This is a genomic window from Tabrizicola soli, assembly GCF_015999335.1.
Lineage (GTDB): Bacteria > Pseudomonadota > Alphaproteobacteria > Rhodobacterales > Rhodobacteraceae > Tabrizicola > Tabrizicola soli.
Genome location: NZ_JAEACP010000004.1, coordinates 188,689 through 205,456 on the forward strand (window position 1 = coordinate 188,689; position 16,768 = coordinate 205,456).

Below are 16,768 nucleotides of genomic sequence, written 5' to 3' on the forward strand. Positions count from 1 at the left end.
CCCACCCCCACCCGCCCCCCCGGCGGGGGGGGGGGGGGGGGGGGGGCCCCCCCGGGGGGGGGGGGGGGGCCCCCCCCCCCCCCCCCCCCAGCCGAGCGCTTTCGCGTTCTTCACGCGAAAGCGCGAGAGGAAAGGCGCGTGCGCAGCACTCATTCCGGCAGTCGCCTCGATCCGGACGTCAGGACAGGCGGGAAAGGATGGTTTCGACCAGCTCCGGCAGGCCGAGGGCGATATCCACCGTGATCGCCTCTTCAGGCCCCGGCGGCTCCAGCGCCGCGAACTGGCTGTCGAGAAGCGCAAGCGGCATGTAATGCCCGGACCGCGCCGCCATCCGCGCGGCGATCAGCGCGCGGCTGCCCGAAAGATGGACAAAGGTCACCGGCCCCCCTGCCCCGGCCCGGATCCGGTCGCGGTAGGCCCGTTTCAGCGCCGAGCAACCGAGGATCACCGGGGCCCGGTCGTGCAGCACCTGCGCCACCCGGTCCAGCCAGGGCCAGCGGTCGTCGTCCGTCAGCGGCACTCCGGCCCGCATCTTCGCCACCGCTTGCCGGGAATGCAGCGCGTCGCCTTCGACATAGGGGATGCCCAGCCGGGCCGACAGGGCCGCCCCGACCGAGGACTTGCCGCAGCCGGAAACGCCCATGACGACCAACCGCCTCGCCCCGCCGCCCGCCGTGGCGGACGGGTCGGGCAGAGGCGGCCCCGCCGTCACCGGGTCATGCCCAGGGATGCAGGCTCGCGTTCTTCGCCTCGAAGGCGTCGATGGCGGCGGCCTTTTCCAGCGTCAGGCCGATGTCGTCCAGCCCGTTCAGCAGGCAGTGCTTCTTGAAGGCGTCGACCTCGAAGGCAAAGACCTTGCCGTCCGAGGCGGTGACGGTCTGCGCCTCCAGATCCACGGTGATCCGGGCGTTGGCGCCCTTCCGCGCGTCATCCATCAGATGCGCCACGGCTTCGGGCGGCAGCACCACCGGCAGGATGCCGTTCTTGAAGCAGTTGTTGTAGAAGATGTCCGCGAACGAGGTCGAGATCACGCAGCGGATCCCGAAGTCGAGAAGCGCCCAGGGCGCATGCTCGCGCGAGGAGCCGCAGCCGAAGTTGTCGCCGGCGACGATGATCTGCGACTGCCTGTAGGCGGGCTGGTTCAGCACGAAATCCGGGATTTCCTTGCCGTCCTGGGTATAGCGCATCTCGTCGAACAGGTTCTTCCCCAGTCCCGACCGCTGGATGGTCTTCAGGAACTGCTTGGGGATGATCATGTCGGTGTCGATGTTGACCAGCGGCATCGGCGCCGCGATTCCGGTCAGGGTGGTGAACTTGTCCATGCTCAGGCCTCCACGCCCATCAACTCGCGCACATCGGTCAGATGCCCGGTGATCGCCGCCGCCGCCGCCATCGCGGGCGACATCAGGTGCGTGCGCCCGCCCCGGCCCTGACGGCCCTCGAAGTTGCGGTTCGACGTCGCCGCGCAGCGTTCGCCTGGGCTCAACTGGTCGGGGTTCATCGCGAGGCACATCGAGCAGCCCGCGAGCCGCCATTCGAAACCGGCGTCGATGAAGATCTGCGCCAGGCCCTCTTCCTCGGCCTGCGCCCGCACCAGACCCGAGCCGGGAACGACCATCGCCCGCATCCCGTCCTTGATCTTCTTGCCCTTCAGGATCGCCGCGGCGGCGCGCAGGTCCTCGATCCGGCCATTGGTGCACGAGCCGATGAAGACCGTGTCGATCTTGATGTCGGTCAGCTTCTGCCCGGCGGTCAGGCCCATGTAGTCGATCGACCGCCTCGCCGCGTCGACCTTGCCGCCGGTGAACGACTCCGGCGAGGGAACGGCGCCGGTGATCGGCAGCACGTCCTCGGGGCTGGTGCCCCAGGTCACGACCGGGGCGATATCCTCGCCCTTGATCGTCACCACCTTGTCGAAATGCGCGCCTTCATCGGTGTAGAGCGTCTTCCAGTAGGCCAGCGCCGCTTCCCACTTCGCGCCCTTCGGCGCATGGGGACGGCCCATGACATAGGCGAAGGTCTTCTCGTCCGGCGCAATGAGACCCGCGCGCGCGCCGCCCTCGATCGCCATGTTGCAGACGGTCATCCGGCCTTCCATCGACAGCTCGCGGATCGCCTGGCCGCAGTATTCGATGACATAGCCGGTGCCGCCCGCCGTGCCGGTGGCGCCGATGACCGAGAGGGTGATGTCCTTGGCCGTGACGCCGGGGCGGAGCGACCCGGTGATCTCGACCTTCATGTTCTTCGACTTCTTCTGGATCAGGGTCTGGGTGGCGAGCACATGCTCGACCTCCGACGTCCCGATCCCGTGCGCCAGCGCGCCGAAGGCCCCGTGGGTCGCGGTATGCGAGTCACCGCAGACCACGGTCATGCCCGGCAGGGTCCAGCCCTGTTCGGGGCCGACGATGTGGACGATGCCCTGGCGGATATCGGTGACGGGATAGTAGTTGATCCCGAAATCCCTGGCGTTCTTGTCCAGCGCGGCGACCTGGATGCGGCTTTCCTCGGGCATCTGCTCCGGGTTCTCGCGGCCCTGCGTCGTCGGCACGTTGTGGTCCGGTACGGCAATGGTCTTCTCCGGCGCGCGCACCTTGCGGCCGGTCATGCGCAGGCCCTCGAAGGCCTGGGGGCTGGTCACTTCATGGACCAGGTGGCGGTCGATGTAGAGGAGGCAGGTGCCGTCCTCGGCCTGGTGGACGACGTGGTCGTCCCAGATCTTGTCATAAAGCGTGCGCGGAGCGGTCATGGCTCTCACCTTCAGGTTCGGGATGGCTTGGGAAGGACGAAGGGGCGGCGATCCGCGTCAGGCGCGGGCGAGGATCGTGCGGGTCATGCCGAAAAAACGGGCCGGAAGCCGCGCGTGGTCGGTGATGTCGAAGTAGATGAACCCGGACATGCCGCCGATATAATCCCGAAACGCCCGCCAGGCAAGCTGGCAACACCCCTTGCGGAAGGGACCCTTCCCGGCTCCCTGTGTGGGCGCCCGCTCTTGCTCTTTCGACAAATACTCCCGCCGGAGGCTCCGCCGCCCTTCGCCCGCGCCGCCGCCGGGACCTGGGCGCTTGCCTTGGCGCGGAATAAGGCGTAGCCGCCCGCGCTTGGTTGAGATCGGGCCCTCCCGGTGCTAGTCTTGATCCACGGCCCGGCGCGGGGGCCCGTTGCCGCGCTTTTCCAGGAGGACCAGGTCCTGTCGCATTCCGATCCCGCCACCGGCCTGCCGGTCGGCCCGCGCCCGACGCCCGCCGCCCCAGTCAGCGAAGGGCACAGCTCCCAGGATGTGCTGGCGCTGGTGTTGAAATCCGTCGATGACGACAAGGCCGAGGACGTCGTCCAGATCGACCTGCGCGGCCGTTCGGACGTGGCGGACTACATGGTGATCTGCTCGGGCCGGTCGTCGCGCCAGGTCGCCTCGATCTCCGAGAAACTGGCCGACCGGCTGAAGCAGGAACTGCGGATTTCCGTCCGGATGGAGGGGAAGGAAACCGGCGACTGGGTGCTGATCGACGCGGGCGACGTGATCGTCCACGTCTTCCGCCCCGAGGTGCGCGAGTTCTACCAGCTGGAGAAGATGTGGCTGCCTGCGGGATCGACCCGCTCTGCCCAGGGCTGATGCGGCTCCACCTCTGCGCCGTGGGCCGGTTGCGCGCGGGCCCCGAGCGCGCGCTGGTCGACGACTACCTTGCCCGGCTGGAGCGGACCGGGCGGCCCCTTGGCCTTGGCCCCGCGACCGAGCATGAGGTCGAGGACAGGAAGGGCGGCGGCATGGCAGCGGAAGCGGCGCTGTTGTCCCGCGCGATCCCCGCGGGCGCGGCGCTTTGCGTGCTGGACGAAAGGGGAAAGACGCTCTCCAGCCCGGAATTCGCACAGGCGCTGGCGCAGTGGCGCGATGGCGGACGGCAGGACGCGGCGCTGGTGATCGGCGGGGCCGACGGGGTGGACCCCGGCCTGCGGGCGCGGGCGGATCTGGTGCTCAGCTTCGGGCGGATGGTCTGGCCGCACATGCTGGTCCGGGTGATGGCGGCCGAACAGCTGTATCGCGCGGCGACGATCCTTGCAGGCAGCCCCTATCACCGGGTCTGACGCCCGGCAGGGTGGGTGATTCACCCACCCTACGCCTGCGCCTCAGCCCCGCCGCAGCGCGACCACGCCCGAGCCCACGACCATCGCCGCGCCGATCCAGGTGGCAAGATCCGGCCGCTCGCCGAACAGCGCCATCGCCAGCACCATGGCAAAGACCAGCCGCGTATAACGGAAGGGGGTGACCGCCGAGACCTCGCCGGTCCGCATGGCGAAGGTCAGGCCGTGGTAGCCCAGCACGGCAAACAGCGTCCCCCCGGCCAGAAGCGCCAGGCCGCGCAGGCCCGGCACCACCGCGTCAGCCTCTACCGCCATGAGGATCGCCCCGGCGAGCGCCAGCATGGCGAAGCCCAGCGCGCCAAGCTGGCGGTTCGACATTCCCCTAGGGGCCGCCCGCGTCGCCAGGTCGCGCCCCGCAAAGCCGAGGAATCCCACCACCGCCAGAAGCGACAGGGGCGAGAAATCCGCCCCCGGCCGCAGGATCACCAGCACCCCGGCAAAGCCCAGAAGCACCGCGAGCCAGCGCGTAGGGCCGACCTTCTCGCCGAAGATCAGCGCCGCGCCGGCCACCACCACCAGCGGCGTCGCCTGCAACAGCGCCGAGGTGGTGGAAAGCGCGGTCAGCGTGATCGCCAGGCCATAGAAGAGCCGCCCCGTCACCTCGAATGCGGAACGGACCAGCATGGCGCGCGACAGGAAGGCGGCGGGCAGGACGGCCTCGCCCCTGCGGGCCGCCATCGCGGCGAAGATCAGCATCCCCGCCAGCCCGATCACCAGCAGGACCTGGGCCAGCGGCATCTCGCGCGCGGCGGCCTTCACCAGCACATCCTCGACCGCGAATCCCGCCATCGAGGCCGACATGTACAGCGCGCCGCGCTGGTTCTGGCTCACCGCGCGCCCCAGGTGTCGGACAGACGATAGCCCTCGGGCCAGGGATCGGCCGGGTCCAGCATGTGCTGATGCGTGCCGGTGATCCAGGCGCGGCCCGAGATTTCCGGCAGGATCGCATCCAGGTGGCCGACCTTGGCCGCGCCGACGATCCGCCCCTCGAACTGGCCGCCGATCAGCGAGCGGGCGCGCAGCACCTGGCCCGGCCCGATCTGGCCGCGTGCCGCCAGGATCGCGAGGCGCGCGGAAACGGCAGTGCCGGTGGGCGAGCGGTCGATCTTGCCGGGGCGGATCGAGACGGCGTGGCTGGTCTCCCAGCCGTCGGCGACCTTCTGCAGCGGGCCGGCGAAAAGGCAGAAGGAGAAATGCCGCCAGTCGGGGTTTTCGGGATGGGTGAAGCCCAACTGCTCATCCGCCGCCGTGGTGATCTGGACGCCGAGCTTCGCCATGGCATGGGCGTCCTTGGGCGAATGGGTGAAGCCCAGCGCCGTGGCGTCGACCACGACGAAACTGTCGGCGCCATAGGCGGTGTCCACGGTCAGCCGGCCAAGCCCCGGCACATCCAGCGGCACACCCAGCCGGTCGGCAAAGGAGGGCAGGTTGCGGACATGGATGCGCTCGGCCTTGCCGTTGCGGCAGTCGGCGCGGACGGTGACCAGACCGCCCGGGGCTTCCAGGGTCAGTTCGGTGACCGGCTCGGTCATCGGGATGATGCCGCTGTCCAGAAGCACGGTCGCGACGCAGATCGAGTTCGAGCCGGACATCGGCGGGTTGTCCTCGGGCTCCATGATGATGAAGCCCATCTGCGCGCGGGGATCCTTGGGCGGAACCAGCAGGTTGACGTGCCGGAACACCCCGCCGCGGGGTTCGTTCAGGACGAAGTTGCGCAGGGTCTGGTTGCGCCAGAGCCAGTCGCGCATCTCCCACAGGGTTTCGCCGGGCGGCGGGGCGACGCCGCCGACGATGACATCGCCGACTTCGCCTTCGGCATGGGCCGAGATGACATGGATGGTTTTCGAGCTGCGCATTGGGGGGCCTCCGGAGGCGCAAGTTGCGCGGGTGGGACGGAAATGGCAAGCGCCCCGCCGAGTGTGACGGGGCGCAAATCTTTTCGAAAAGATTTGCAAATTCCTTCGAAGGAATTTGGTCCCTAGATCAGCCCGGCGTGCTTCATCGCCGCCTTGATCCGGGCCTTGGTCCCCTCGGTCAGCCCGACCAGCGGCAGGCGCACCTCTTCGGAACACAGGCCCAGGACCGACAGCGCATATTTCGCGCCGACGAGACCCGGCTCGATGAAGATCGCCTCGTGCAGCGGCATCAGCTTGTCCTGATGCTCCAGTGCCTTCGCGTAATCGCCGCGCAGGGTGGCTTCCTGGAACTCGGCGCAGAGGCGCGGGGCCACGTTCGCGGTGACGCTGATGCAGCCCACGCCGCCATGCGCGTTGAAGCCGAGCGCGGTCGCATCCTCGCCCGAGAGCTGGATGAAATCCGTCCCGCAGGCGGCGCGCTGCATCGAGACGCGCTCGATCTTGCCGGTCGCATCCTTGACGCCGATGATCCGGGGCAGTTTCGCAAGAACGCCCATCGTCTCGGGCGTCATGTCCACCACGGACCGGCCGGGGATGTTGTAGATCACGATCGGCAGCTGGCAGCAGTCGTGCAGCGCGGTGAAATGCGCGACCATCCCGGCCTGCGTGGGCTTGTTGTAGTAAGGCGTCACGACCAGCGCGGCGGTGGCGCCGACCTTCTCGGCATGGCGCATCAGGCTGATGCCCTCGACCGTGTTGTTCGAGCCCGCGCCCGCGATCACCGGCACCCGGCCCGCGACGGCCGCGACGACTTCCTCGATCACTTTCTGGTGCTCGGCATGGCTGAGCGTCGGGCTTTCGCCGGTGGTCCCGACCGGGACGATGCCATGCGACCCCTCGGCGATATGCCAGTCCACGAGTTTCTTCAGCGTCACCAGATCCAGCTCGCCGTTCTTGAACGGCGTCACCAGGGCTGGAAGGGACCCTCTGATCATGACGCTTCTCCTCGTGATGGGGCGGAATTGCCCTAGAAAGCGCGTTTCTCATAGCGGCTGGCCCCTGCAATGCCAAGACTTGCCGCTAACGCAGTCGTGGGTTGTGGCGCGCCGCCCGCTTTGGCAGATTCATCCCATGAGGGACAGAAAACATCTTCGCGCGCTTCTGGTCGCGGCAACGCTTCTGGCCGGCCCGGTTCAGGCTGATCCGTCGCAGGCGCTGCGCACGGCGCTGGAGCTGGCTTCGGGCAAGGACTGGGACGGCGCGCTGGCGGTGGCGCCTGCGGGCGTGGGCCGCGATCTGGTGGAATGGCAGCGACTGCGGGACGGCGAAGGGCGGCTGGGCGAGTACGAGGATTTCCTTGCCCACAGGCCGGACTGGCCCGGCTTGCCGCTCCTGCGCGAGAAGGGCGAGGAGGCGGTGGCGCGCTCGACCGATCCGGCGCGGGTGATCGCCTGGTTCAGCGGTGGCCTGCCAGAGACCGGGGCCGGCGCGCTGGCCTATGTCCGCGCCCTGCAGGCCGCCGGGCGCATGGCCGATGCCGAGACCGAGGCGATGCGCGCCTGGGCCGAACTGTCCTTCACCCCGGAGGAGGAGGCGGCGCTGCTCGCGCTTGCGCCCGATGCGGTGGGCTTCGTCCATGAACTGCGGCTGGACAATCTGCTATGGTCCGGCAGGCCCGGGCAGGCCAACCGGATGCTCGCCCGAGTGCCCGAGGACCTGCGCGCCCTGGCCCGGGCGCGAATCGCATTGCAGAACGACGAAAAGGGCGTGACCGCGCTGATCGGCGCGGTGCCGAAAGCGCGGGCCGGGGATGCGGGTCTGGCGCTGGACCGCTTCATCTGGCGCATGAAGCGCGACCTTTACGACGAGGCGCTGCCGCTGATCCTGGAACGCTCGGCCAACGCCGACCTTCTGGGCCGGCCCGAGGCCTGGGCCGAGCGGCGTACGACCCTGACCCGCTGGCTGATGCGCCAGGGCCGCCCGGCCGAGGCCTATCGCGTCGCAGCCAGCCACCATCTGGAGGGCGGGGCCGCCTATGCCGACCTGGAGTTCCTGGCCGGCTTCATCGCGCTGCGGCGGCTGGACGATCCGGGAACGGCGCTGAAGCATTTCCAGCATCTTCTGGCTGGAGTCTCGACCCCGATCAGCCTGGCGCGGGCGCATTACTGGATCGGTCGCGCGCAAGAGGCGGCGGGACAGGACGGCACCGCCAGCTACCAGGCGGCGGCGGCGCACCAGACCGCGTATTACGGCCTTCTCGCGGCCGAGCGGCTGGGGATGTCGCTGGATGCCGGGCTGCTGACCGGCAATGCGGCCCCCGACTGGAAGGGCGCGGCCTTCCGCCAGTCCTCGGTGATGGAGGCGGCGGAGCTTTTGCGGCAGGCGGGCGACCGGACGCTGGCGAAGCGCTTCCTGCTGCATCTGGCGGAAAGCCAGGACGCGACGGGGCTGGCGCAGATGGCGGCGATGGTCACCGACTGGAATGAGCCGCACCTTGCCGTCCTGATCGGCAAGGCCGCCGCCGAGCGCGGGCTGATCTTGCCCGCGGCCTATTACCCGGTGCCCGACTTCGTCCCCGACGGCCTCAAGGTCAGCCGGGCGCTGGCGCTGGCGATCTCGCGCCGGGAAAGCGAGTTCGATCCGGGCGCGCGGTCCTCGGCCGACGCGCGTGGGCTGATGCAGGTCCTGCCGGGGACGGCGAAGCTGATGGCGGGCAAGCTCGGCATGCCGCATGAGGTGGGCAAGCTCCTGTCGGACCCGGCCTATAACGTGAAGATGGGCTCGGCCTATCTGGCCGAGATGGTGGCGGAGTTCGGCCCCTCGATCGCGCTGGTCGCCTCGGGCTACAACGCGGGGCCAGGCCGTCCGCGCGGCTGGCTGGCCGAGTTCGGCGATCCCCGTCGGCCGGATGTGGACGTGATCGACTGGGTCGAGGCGATCCCCTTCGCCGAGACCCGCACCTATGTGATGCGCGTGGCCGAGGGCGTGGTGATCTACCGCGCCAAGCTGAAGGGTGCGGTCGGGCCGGTCAGGATCACCGAGGAGCTGAAGGGCTAGACGGTCGAGATGATCACCGCGCCCAGCGCCAGCACCGCGGCCACACCGGCCACCGCGCGGGCCAGCGCCATCAGTCGCGGCTCGGGGCTGGGCGCGAGGGGCTTTGGCACGGGTTGCGTCGGCGCCAGCGGCTGCGACGGTGTCCGCAACTGCGGCAACGACTCGCCGCTGATCCGTGCCGTCCAGTCGCGGGCGGACTGGATCCTTTCGCGCGCAAGGACCGAAAGCGCCTTGTCGATCGCCGCCAGGAAGGCGGGCGGATGGGCGTCGAACCGGCCGGCGAGCGGCCGATAAGGATCGGGCGCGCCGGTGGCCAGCGCCGCAAGCCGCAGCTGGCTGTTCGGCGGCGCCTCGCCCGTGATCAGGTGGTGGAAGGTGGCCGCCAGCGCGTAGAGGTCGCTCCACGGCCCCTGCTCGGCGCCCTGGACATAAAGCTCCTGCGGGGAATAGCCGTCCTTCACCACATGCACAGTCGAGATCGGACGCTTGTCCCCCGGCAGGGTATCGCGTGCCGCCCCGAAGTCGATCAGCACCGGCCTGCGCTGTGTGTCCAGCATGATGTTGTCCGGCGAGATGTCGCGGTGCAGAAGCCCGCTGTCGTGGATCACCGCCACCGCATCCAGAAGCTGCAGCAGCGCCGCGCGGATTTCCCGCGGGGCAAGCGGCGCCTCGGCGATCTCGTCACCCAGTTCGCGGCCCTCGATGAAGTCGAGCACCATATAGGCGGTGTCGTTGTCCTCGAACACCTGGTGGACGCGGACCACGTTGGGATGGCTGATCCGCGCCAGGGCCTGCGCCTCGCCGACGAATTTCTGGATCAGCGTCGACACACCCGCGCCATAGGTGCGCGAGCGCGCCCGCACCGCGCGGCTGGGGCGCATGCACAGGCCCTGGGGAAAACATTCCTTGATGACCACACGCCGCTGCAGGCTGTCGCGCGCCAGATAGGTGATGCCGAATCCGCCGGACCGCAGGTGCCGCTCGATCACATACTGGCCGTGGAACAACTCGGTTCCCGGCGCCAGCTCGTCACCCCAATCCTCGGGCTCCAGCTCGGTACTCACGGCACTCATCCTTGCGACTCGCTTCCGGCAGATCTGGGAGGTGCCGGACTGGTGCGCACCAGAACGAACTGATTTGTTTAAAGTCCAGCCAAATTGGAACCATTTCGGGAAGAATTCTGGCAGTACGGTGAAAATCCGACGATAGGGTTACCTGCCGCTTATGCGGCACAACTCTGGCGGGCAAATTAGCCGTTTCCAGAGCGATCTGGGGCCGAAGCCCTCACACGCCGGGTCCCGGAGGCGCCGGTCCGCTCGGCGAAGCTTCTGGACTAAGGCCCGGCCAGACCTTATCTCACGGCGATCATGGTTGCGAAATCCGATCCCAATTCCAGACTGATCGCCGAGAACCGGCGGGCGCGGTTCGACTATCACATCGAAAGCGATCTCGAGGCCGGGATCGTGCTTTACGGCTCCGAGGTGAAGTCGCTGCGGCAGGGCGGCGCGAACATCGCGGAGAGCTATGCCAGCGTCGAGGGCGGCGAGCTGTGGCTGATCAACGGCTACATCGCGCCCTACCTGCAGGCCAAGACCTTCGGGCATGAGGAGCGACGTCGGCGCAAGCTGCTGGTTTCGCGCAAGGAACTCGGGCGGCTCTGGTCGGCGGTCGGGCGCGAGGGCATGACCATCGTGCCGATGAAGATGTATTTCAACGACCGCGGCATCGTGAAGCTGAAGCTGGGCATCGCCAAGGGCAAGAAGCTTGCCGACAAGCGCGAAACCAGCGCGAAACGCGACTGGGACCGGCAGAAAGCGCGGCTGCTGAAACAGAACAGCCGCGATTGACAGGTCGCATTTCTGCAATTCCTTGCCGGATTCGCCCTTTTCTGGCATGATTCCGCCTACCGGGCAGCAAGTCCGGGGCAAAGCCGGGCCATTCCGGAGACCGGGACCCGGCAAAAGGGAAAGGTTGTGGGCATGGGCATGGAGTTGATCATCCAGATCATCGCGGGCCTCGTCGGCGGCAATCTCGCCGGCATGGGTCTGAAGAATGCGAACCTCGGGACGGCGGGCAATTCGGCCGTCGGTGCCGCAGGGGGCGCGCTTGGCGGCATTCTCATGGGGATGCTGGGCGGCGATGCCGGGGCTGCGGCGGCGGGGCTCGACCTGAACGCGATCATCCAGTCGGTCGCGGGCGGGGGCGTCGGCGGGGCGGTGCTGACCGCGATCGTCGGCCTCCTGAAAAAGACGCTCGCGAAGTGATTTCGGCGGCGCGGGGGCGGCTTTGGCCCCTGCGCCGCCTGATGCCCGCTTGCGCCGCCCCTTCAGGCGCTTGTATATCCCGGTGACGCCTCCGGGAGACGCCAGATGACCCCTTCGCCGCAGGATGACCCGAAGACGCTGGTCTCGACCGACTGGCTGGCGAAGCACCTGCGCGATCCCGACCTGCGGGTGCTGGACGCAAGCTGGTACCTGCCCGCCCAGAACCGCGACGCGAAGGCGGAATATGCCGCCGCCCATATCCCCGGCGCGCGTTTCTTCGACATCGACGAGATTTCCGACCAGCGTTCAGACCTGCCGCACATGGCCCCGCCGCCCGAGAAGTTCATCTCGCGCCTGCGCGCCATGGGTGTCGGCGATGGGCATCAGGTGGTGGTCTATGATGGCTCCGGCCTGTTCAGCGCGGCGCGGGTCTGGTGGACCTTCCGGCTGATGGGCAAGACCGACGTGGCGGTGCTGGACGGCGGTTTCCCGAAATGGCAGGCCGAGGGCCGCGAGATCGAGGACATGCCCCCGGTGATCCGCGACCGGCACATCACCGTTTCCCGTCAGAACCATCTGGTCAAGGACGTCACCCAGGTCGCCCATGCCGCCAAGCTGGCCGAGGCCGAGATCCTGGACGCCCGCCCCGCCCCGCGCTTCCGGGGCGAGGCGCCGGAGCCCCGGCCCGGCCTGCGCGGCGGCCATATCCCCGGCTCGCGCAATATCCCCGCGGCGGAGGTGCTGAATCCCGACGGCACGATGAAATCCCCGGCCGGGCTGAAGGCCCTGTTCGAGACGGCAGGCGTCGACCTGAAGAAGCCCGCGATCACCACCTGCGGCTCGGGTGTGACGGCGGCGGTGCTGAGCCTTGCGCTGGAACGGATCGGCCACCGCAACCATGCGCTCTATGACGGCTCCTGGGCCGAATGGGGCATGTACGACGACCTGCGGGTCGCAACCGGGCCGTGACGCCCAGAGGACGAGATGCTCGAGACCCTGAACCCCCAGCCGCAGGACAAGATCCTGGCCCTCATCGCCATGTTCCGCGAGGATCCGCGGACCACGAAGATCGACCTTGGCGTCGGCGTCTACAAGGACGCGACCGGCCTGACGCCGGTGATGCGCGCCGTGAAGGCGGCCGAGAAGAAGCTGTGGGAGGTCGAGACGACCAAGACCTATACGGGTCTGGCCGGCGAGCCCGCCTATAACGCAGCCCTGGTCGGGATGATCCTGGGCGAGGGCTACGCCGACCGCGCGGCCTCGGTCGCCACTCCCGGCGGGACGGGTGCGATCCGGCAGGCGCTGGAGCTGATCCGCATGGCCAACCCCAGGGCCCGGGTCTGGATGTCGGCACCGACCTGGCCGAACCATCCGTCGATCGTGAGATACCTCGGCATGACCGGGGTGGAATACCGCTACTTCGACACCGCCACCTCGGGCATCGACTTCACGGGGCTGATGGCGGACCTCGAAGGCGTCGCGGCGGGCGATGCTGTGCTGCTGCATGGCTGCTGCCACAACCCGACCGGCGCGAACCTGACGCCCGGCCAGTGGGATCAGGTGATCGCCCTTCTGCAGAAGAAGAAGGCGGTGCCCTTCGTCGACCTTGCCTACCAGGGCTTCGGCGACGGGCTGGAGGAAGACGCTGCCGCTACCCGCAAGGTCGCCGCCGCCTTCCCGGAAGTGCTGATCGCCGCCTCCTGCAGCAAGAACTTCGGCATCTACCGCGAGCGGACCGGGATCCTGGTCGCCCTCACCTCGCCCGACCGCAAGGCGGTGGTGCAGGGCAACCTGAACTTCCTGAACCGGCAGAACTACAGCTTCCCGCCCGACCACGGCGCGCGGCTGGTGACGATGATCCTCGAGGATCAGGCCCTGACCGCCGACTGGAAGGCCGAGCTGGAGGAAGTCCGCCAGAACATGCTGTCCTTGCGCAAGCAGCTGGCCGACGAGCTGCGCCGGGCGACGAACTCCGACCGCTTCGACTTTGTCGCGCATCACCGCGGCATGTTCAGCCGCCTGGGCCTGACCGAGGCGCAGGTGACCCGCCTGCGCGAGGAGCATGGTATCTACATGGTCGGCGACAGCCGGATCAACATCGCCGGGCTGAACGCCAAGACCGTCCCGGTCCTCGCCGCCGCCATCGCGCAGGTGATCTGACGCGTCATGCTGGCCGTCGTCCTGTCCCTCGCGGCGGCGGCCTGCTTCGCGCTCGGCTCGCTCTACGTCGACGGCGTGTCCTCTCGCGTGGGCGCGCTGCAACTGGTGCGCTGGCAGATGATCTTCGCCTGCCTGTTGACCGCAGCCGCTGCGCTGGTCCTTGGCGGCTGGAGGACGGTGACCGCCGACGGCTTTCTCTGGCTTGCCGCTTCCTCGGCGACCGGGGTGATGATCGGCGGGCTGACCTACATCGCCGCGATCAAGACCCTGGGCCCGCGCCTGTTCGCGCTGTTCTTCACTCTCTCGGCCCCCTTCGCCCTGGCGCTTGGCTTCCTGTTCCGGGACGAGACGATTTCGCCCGCGCAGGGGCTTGGCGTGGTCCTGATCCTTGCCGGGATCGTGCTGGCGATCCTTGGTCCGCGCGGGGCGGACGGCATCGGCAAGATGCGCACACTCGGGCTGGGCACGGCGCTGGGTCTGGTCACGGCGCTGATGCAGGCGCTTGGCAACCTGACCGCCCGCCCCGCGATGCTGGCCGGAACCGAGCCTTTCACCGCCATCGCGATCCGCACCTTCCTTGCGGTCCTGTTCTTCGCGCTGCTCCTCTCGGTGCCCCGCCTGCGGCCGACCGCGCCGCTGGCGCTGCCCGATGCGCGCCGGATCGGGCTTTCCGCGCTGACCGGCATGTTCATCGGCATGTCGCTGCTGATGGCCGCGCTGGCGCGGGGCGATGTGGGGATCGTGACCACCCTGTCCTCGACGACGCCGATCCTGATCCTGCCGATGGTCTGGACCGTCACCCGCCGCTTGCCCGGCCCCGCCGCCTGGGCCGGGGCGGCGCTGGCGGTGGCCGGGACCGCGCTGATCTCGCTGGCCTAGCGGCTGGCCCGCCAGGCCGCCAGCAGACCCGCCGAGGCGATCAGGGCCATGCCGGTGAAGCCGGGCGCGTCCGGGATCTGCGCGAAGGCGGCCCAGCCCAGCACCGTGGCGAAAGCGATGTGCAGGTAGTTGACCGGCGCGAGGAGCGAGGCCGGGGCCTCGCGATAGGCCGAGGTCAGGAGGAGATGGCCCAGCGTCGACAGCGCCGCGAGGGCCAGGATCAGGCCCAGGTCCAGCACGCCGGGCAGCGGGCCGGGACCCAGCACCACAACCGCGGCCAGAAACAGGACCGTTCCCACCAGCGCAGTATGGAACATCAGCGCCATCGTCGTCTCGGTCCGGCTGAGGACGCGGGTCAGGACGTGATAGACCGTGCCCAGAAACGCGTTGACCAGCATCAGCCCGACGCCCCCGGGGTCAAGCCCGCTGCCCGGCCGCGCGATCAGAAGGACGCCGGAAAAGCCGAGGATCGCCCCCAGCCAGCCGATCGGGCTGATCCGCTCGCCCAGGAAACGGGCCGAGGCCAGCATGACGAGGACCGGCGTGATGTACATGATCGCGACCGTCTCGGCCACCGGCATGACCCGCAGCGCCAGCAGCATGGTGACCGAGGCCAGCGCAAGGCTGAGGCCGCGCACCAGTACCAGCCAGGTGCGCCGCGTCCGCCAGATGGCGCCGCGATGGCGGGGGGCCATGGTCGCCGCGACGAAGGCGAGGTTCAGCGCGTAGCGCGCGGCAAGGATCAGCGTGGTGGCGTAAAGCAGGGCAAGGTGCTTGCCCATCGTGTCGCCGGCGGCGAAGAGCAGCGTCGCCACCGCCACCATCGCCACGCCCTTCAACGCATCGCCTTCGGTCTGCATCACCGCTCCTTGCCGGGCGGACCCTAGACCGTGCAGCCGGCAAGCGAAAGGGCGGCTCGTCGATGACTTCGTCACTCCTCGCCAGGGCCGGCGAGGAGTGACGAAGTCGAACGAGGAGGGATCCCGCGCGGCTCAGCTGTGATAGGCCTGCTCGCCATGGCTGGTAAGGTCCAGGCCCTGCCGCTCGGTCTCGCGGTCCACGCGCAGGCCCATGGTCAGGTCGACCAGCTTGAACGCAGCGTAAGAGACGGTCGCCGACCAGACCAGGGTCAGCAGCACGCCCTCGGCCTGGATCCAGAGCTGCGGCAGGATCGCGTAATCCCCGCCCTTCACCCCGCCGAAAGCCGTCGCCGAGAAGACCCCGGTCAGGATGGCCCCGACGATGCCGCCGATGCCGTGGATGCCGAAGACGTCCAGGCTGTCGTCATAGCCCAGGCGGATCTTCACCACCGTCACGAAGACATAGCAGGCCAGCGTCGCCAGCACGCCCAGCGCGACCGCACCCATCGGGCCGACCGTGCCGCAGGCCGGGGTGATGGCGACGAGACCGGCCACCATCCCCGAAACCGCGCCGAGGAGGCTGGCCTTGCCGCGCTGCGCCGCCTCCAGCAGGCACCAGACCAGCGTCGCCGCGGCCGGGGCGATGAAGGTGTTCAGCATCGCCAGCGCCGCCCCGCCATTCGCCTCGAGATTCGAGCCGACGTTGAAGCCGAACCAGCCGACCCACAGCAGCGCGGCGCCGATCATCGTCATCACCATGGAATGCGGCGCCATGTTGTCGCGGCCGTAGCCGAGGCGCGGCCCGATCACCAGCGCGCCCACCAGCGCCGCGATCCCGGCGTTGATATGCACCACCGTCCCCCCGGCAAAGTCGATCGCCCCCCGGCCGTAGAGATAGCCGCTCGCGTCCCAGACCATATGCGCGATCGGAAAGTACGAGAACGTGGCCCAGAGGACCGAGAAGACCAGGACCGCGCCGAACTTCACCCGCTCGGCAAAGCCGCCGATGATCAGCGCCGGAGTGATCGCGGCGAAGGTCATCTGGAAGGCGATGAACAAGTATTCCGGGATGACACGGTCCGGGCTGAAGGTCGCGGCCATGCTGTCGGGGGTCACTCCGGCCAGGAACAGCTTGCCCGTGCCGCCCCAGAGCGGGCTGGTCGAGCCGCCGAAGGCCAGGGAATAGCCGTAGACCACCCAGACCAGCATCATCACGCAGGCGATGGCCGTCGTCTGCATCAGGATCGAAAGCATGTTCTTCGACCGCACCAGCCCGCCGTAGAACAGCGCGAGGCCCGGCACGGTCATGAGCAGGACCAGCACCGTCGCGACCATCATCCAGCCGACATCGCCCCTGTCCATCACCGGGGCGACCGCCTCGGCCCGGGCGGGCAGGCCGGCCATGAGGGCCAGGGTCGGGATTGCTGCAAGCATCGGCTTCACGGTCGGTTCCTTTCTTCCACGCCAGTCGCCCCGATGAGGCGGGGCAAGGCGGCATCGGGACAAGGATTCCGCACCCGCGACCGGGCCCGGGCAGGCCCCTTAGACAAAATTC

Annotated in this window: 17 protein-coding genes; 8 read left to right on the plus strand and 9 right to left on the minus strand. The window is 68.8% G+C overall.

The features are described 5' to 3' along the window. Positions 1-178: 178 nt before the first annotated feature. From I7S92_RS05120 to leuC, 3 genes are all read right to left on the minus strand, one after another. Positions 179-643 (minus strand): gluconokinase, encoded by a 465-nt coding sequence (locus tag I7S92_RS05120; RefSeq protein ID WP_197642406.1) that lies wholly within the window; start codon positions 641-643, stop codon positions 179-181. Between the two features lie 73 nt (positions 644-716). Beyond that, positions 717-1,322, minus strand: a complete 606-nt coding sequence (gene leuD / locus I7S92_RS05125) for a 3-isopropylmalate dehydratase small subunit (RefSeq protein ID WP_197642407.1) — start codon at positions 1,320-1,322, stop codon at positions 717-719. A gap of 2 nt (positions 1,323-1,324) precedes the next feature. Continuing rightward, positions 1,325-2,746, minus strand: a complete 1,422-nt coding sequence (gene leuC / locus I7S92_RS05130; protein ID WP_197642408.1) for a 3-isopropylmalate dehydratase large subunit — start codon at positions 2,744-2,746, stop codon at positions 1,325-1,327. 375 nt (positions 2,747-3,121) lie between these two features. Between leuC and rsfS the strand changes: the two genes are divergently transcribed. Together rsfS and rlmH are read left to right on the plus strand one after the other, a co-directional pair. Beyond that, positions 3,122-3,610, plus strand: a complete 489-nt coding sequence (rsfS, locus tag I7S92_RS05135; RefSeq protein WP_386001848.1) for a ribosome silencing factor — start codon at positions 3,122-3,124, stop codon at positions 3,608-3,610. Continuing rightward, positions 3,610-4,080: a 23S rRNA (pseudouridine(1915)-N(3))-methyltransferase RlmH gene (rlmH, locus tag I7S92_RS05140; RefSeq protein ID WP_197642409.1), complete on the plus strand. Its 471-nt coding sequence runs from the start codon at positions 3,610-3,612 to the stop codon at positions 4,078-4,080. The genes rsfS and rlmH overlap by 1 nt, the downstream gene beginning before the upstream one ends. Before the next feature lie 42 nt (positions 4,081-4,122). Here rlmH and I7S92_RS05145 read toward each other — a convergent pair whose 3' ends face one another. The 3 genes from I7S92_RS05145 to dapA all read right to left on the minus strand — a co-directional run bounded on the left by I7S92_RS05145 (position 4,123) and on the right by dapA (position 6,988). Next, a complete protein-coding gene (locus tag I7S92_RS05145; protein WP_287866793.1) occupies positions 4,123-4,968 on the minus strand; it encodes a DMT family transporter in 846 nt (281 codons plus the stop codon). Then, positions 4,965-5,993: a trans-3-hydroxy-L-proline dehydratase gene (locus I7S92_RS05150; RefSeq protein WP_197642410.1), complete on the minus strand. Its 1,029-nt coding sequence runs from the start codon at positions 5,991-5,993 to the stop codon at positions 4,965-4,967. Before I7S92_RS05150 ends, I7S92_RS05145 begins: the two co-directional genes overlap by 4 nt. 122 nt (positions 5,994-6,115) lie before the next feature. Next, a complete protein-coding gene (dapA, locus tag I7S92_RS05155; RefSeq protein ID WP_197642411.1) occupies positions 6,116-6,988 on the minus strand; it encodes a 4-hydroxy-tetrahydrodipicolinate synthase in 873 nt (290 codons plus the stop codon). 136 nt (positions 6,989-7,124) lie between these two features. Here dapA and I7S92_RS05160 point away from each other — a divergent pair, with 136 nt between their 5' ends. Next, a complete protein-coding gene (locus tag I7S92_RS05160) occupies positions 7,125-9,050 on the plus strand; it encodes a lytic transglycosylase domain-containing protein (protein ID WP_197642412.1) in 1,926 nt (641 codons plus the stop codon). Here the strand turns inward: I7S92_RS05160 and I7S92_RS05165 are convergent. Then, on the minus strand, positions 9,047-10,114 hold the full coding sequence (locus tag I7S92_RS05165; RefSeq protein WP_197642413.1) for a serine/threonine-protein kinase: 1,068 nt from the start codon (positions 10,112-10,114) through the stop codon (positions 9,047-9,049). The genes I7S92_RS05160 and I7S92_RS05165 overlap by 4 nt on opposite strands. Before the next feature lie 303 nt (positions 10,115-10,417). Between I7S92_RS05165 and smpB the strand changes: the two genes are divergently transcribed. From smpB to I7S92_RS05190, 5 genes are all read left to right on the plus strand, one after another. After that, complete coding sequence (gene smpB / locus I7S92_RS05170) at positions 10,418-10,897, plus strand: SsrA-binding protein SmpB (RefSeq protein WP_197642414.1); 480 nt, start codon at positions 10,418-10,420, stop codon at positions 10,895-10,897. A gap of 138 nt (positions 10,898-11,035) precedes the next feature. After that, a complete protein-coding gene (locus I7S92_RS05175) occupies positions 11,036-11,314 on the plus strand; it encodes a hypothetical protein (RefSeq protein ID WP_197642415.1) in 279 nt (92 codons plus the stop codon). A gap of 105 nt (positions 11,315-11,419) precedes the next feature. Continuing rightward, positions 11,420-12,283 carry a 3-mercaptopyruvate sulfurtransferase gene (gene sseA / locus I7S92_RS05180; RefSeq protein WP_197642416.1) on the plus strand — a complete coding sequence of 288 codons (864 nt, stop codon included), beginning with the start codon at positions 11,420-11,422 and terminating at the stop codon, positions 12,281-12,283. A gap of 15 nt (positions 12,284-12,298) precedes the next feature. Continuing rightward, a complete protein-coding gene (locus I7S92_RS05185) occupies positions 12,299-13,474 on the plus strand; it encodes an amino acid aminotransferase (protein ID WP_197642417.1) in 1,176 nt (391 codons plus the stop codon). A 6-nt stretch (positions 13,475-13,480) separates the two neighbouring features. Continuing rightward, entirely contained in the window at positions 13,481-14,353 is an 873-nt protein-coding gene (locus tag I7S92_RS05190; RefSeq protein WP_197642418.1) for an EamA family transporter, read from the plus strand. Here the strand turns inward: I7S92_RS05190 and I7S92_RS05195 are convergent. Both I7S92_RS05195 and I7S92_RS05200 read right to left on the minus strand, forming a co-directional pair. Continuing rightward, positions 14,350-15,213, minus strand: a complete 864-nt coding sequence (locus I7S92_RS05195) for a DMT family transporter (protein ID WP_197642419.1) — start codon at positions 15,211-15,213, stop codon at positions 14,350-14,352. The genes I7S92_RS05190 and I7S92_RS05195 overlap by 4 nt on opposite strands. A gap of 132 nt (positions 15,214-15,345) precedes the next feature. Then, positions 15,346-16,647 carry an ammonium transporter gene (locus tag I7S92_RS05200; RefSeq protein WP_197642420.1) on the minus strand — a complete coding sequence of 434 codons (1,302 nt, stop codon included), beginning with the start codon at positions 16,645-16,647 and terminating at the stop codon, positions 15,346-15,348. Between the last annotated feature and the right edge of the window lie 121 nt (positions 16,648-16,768).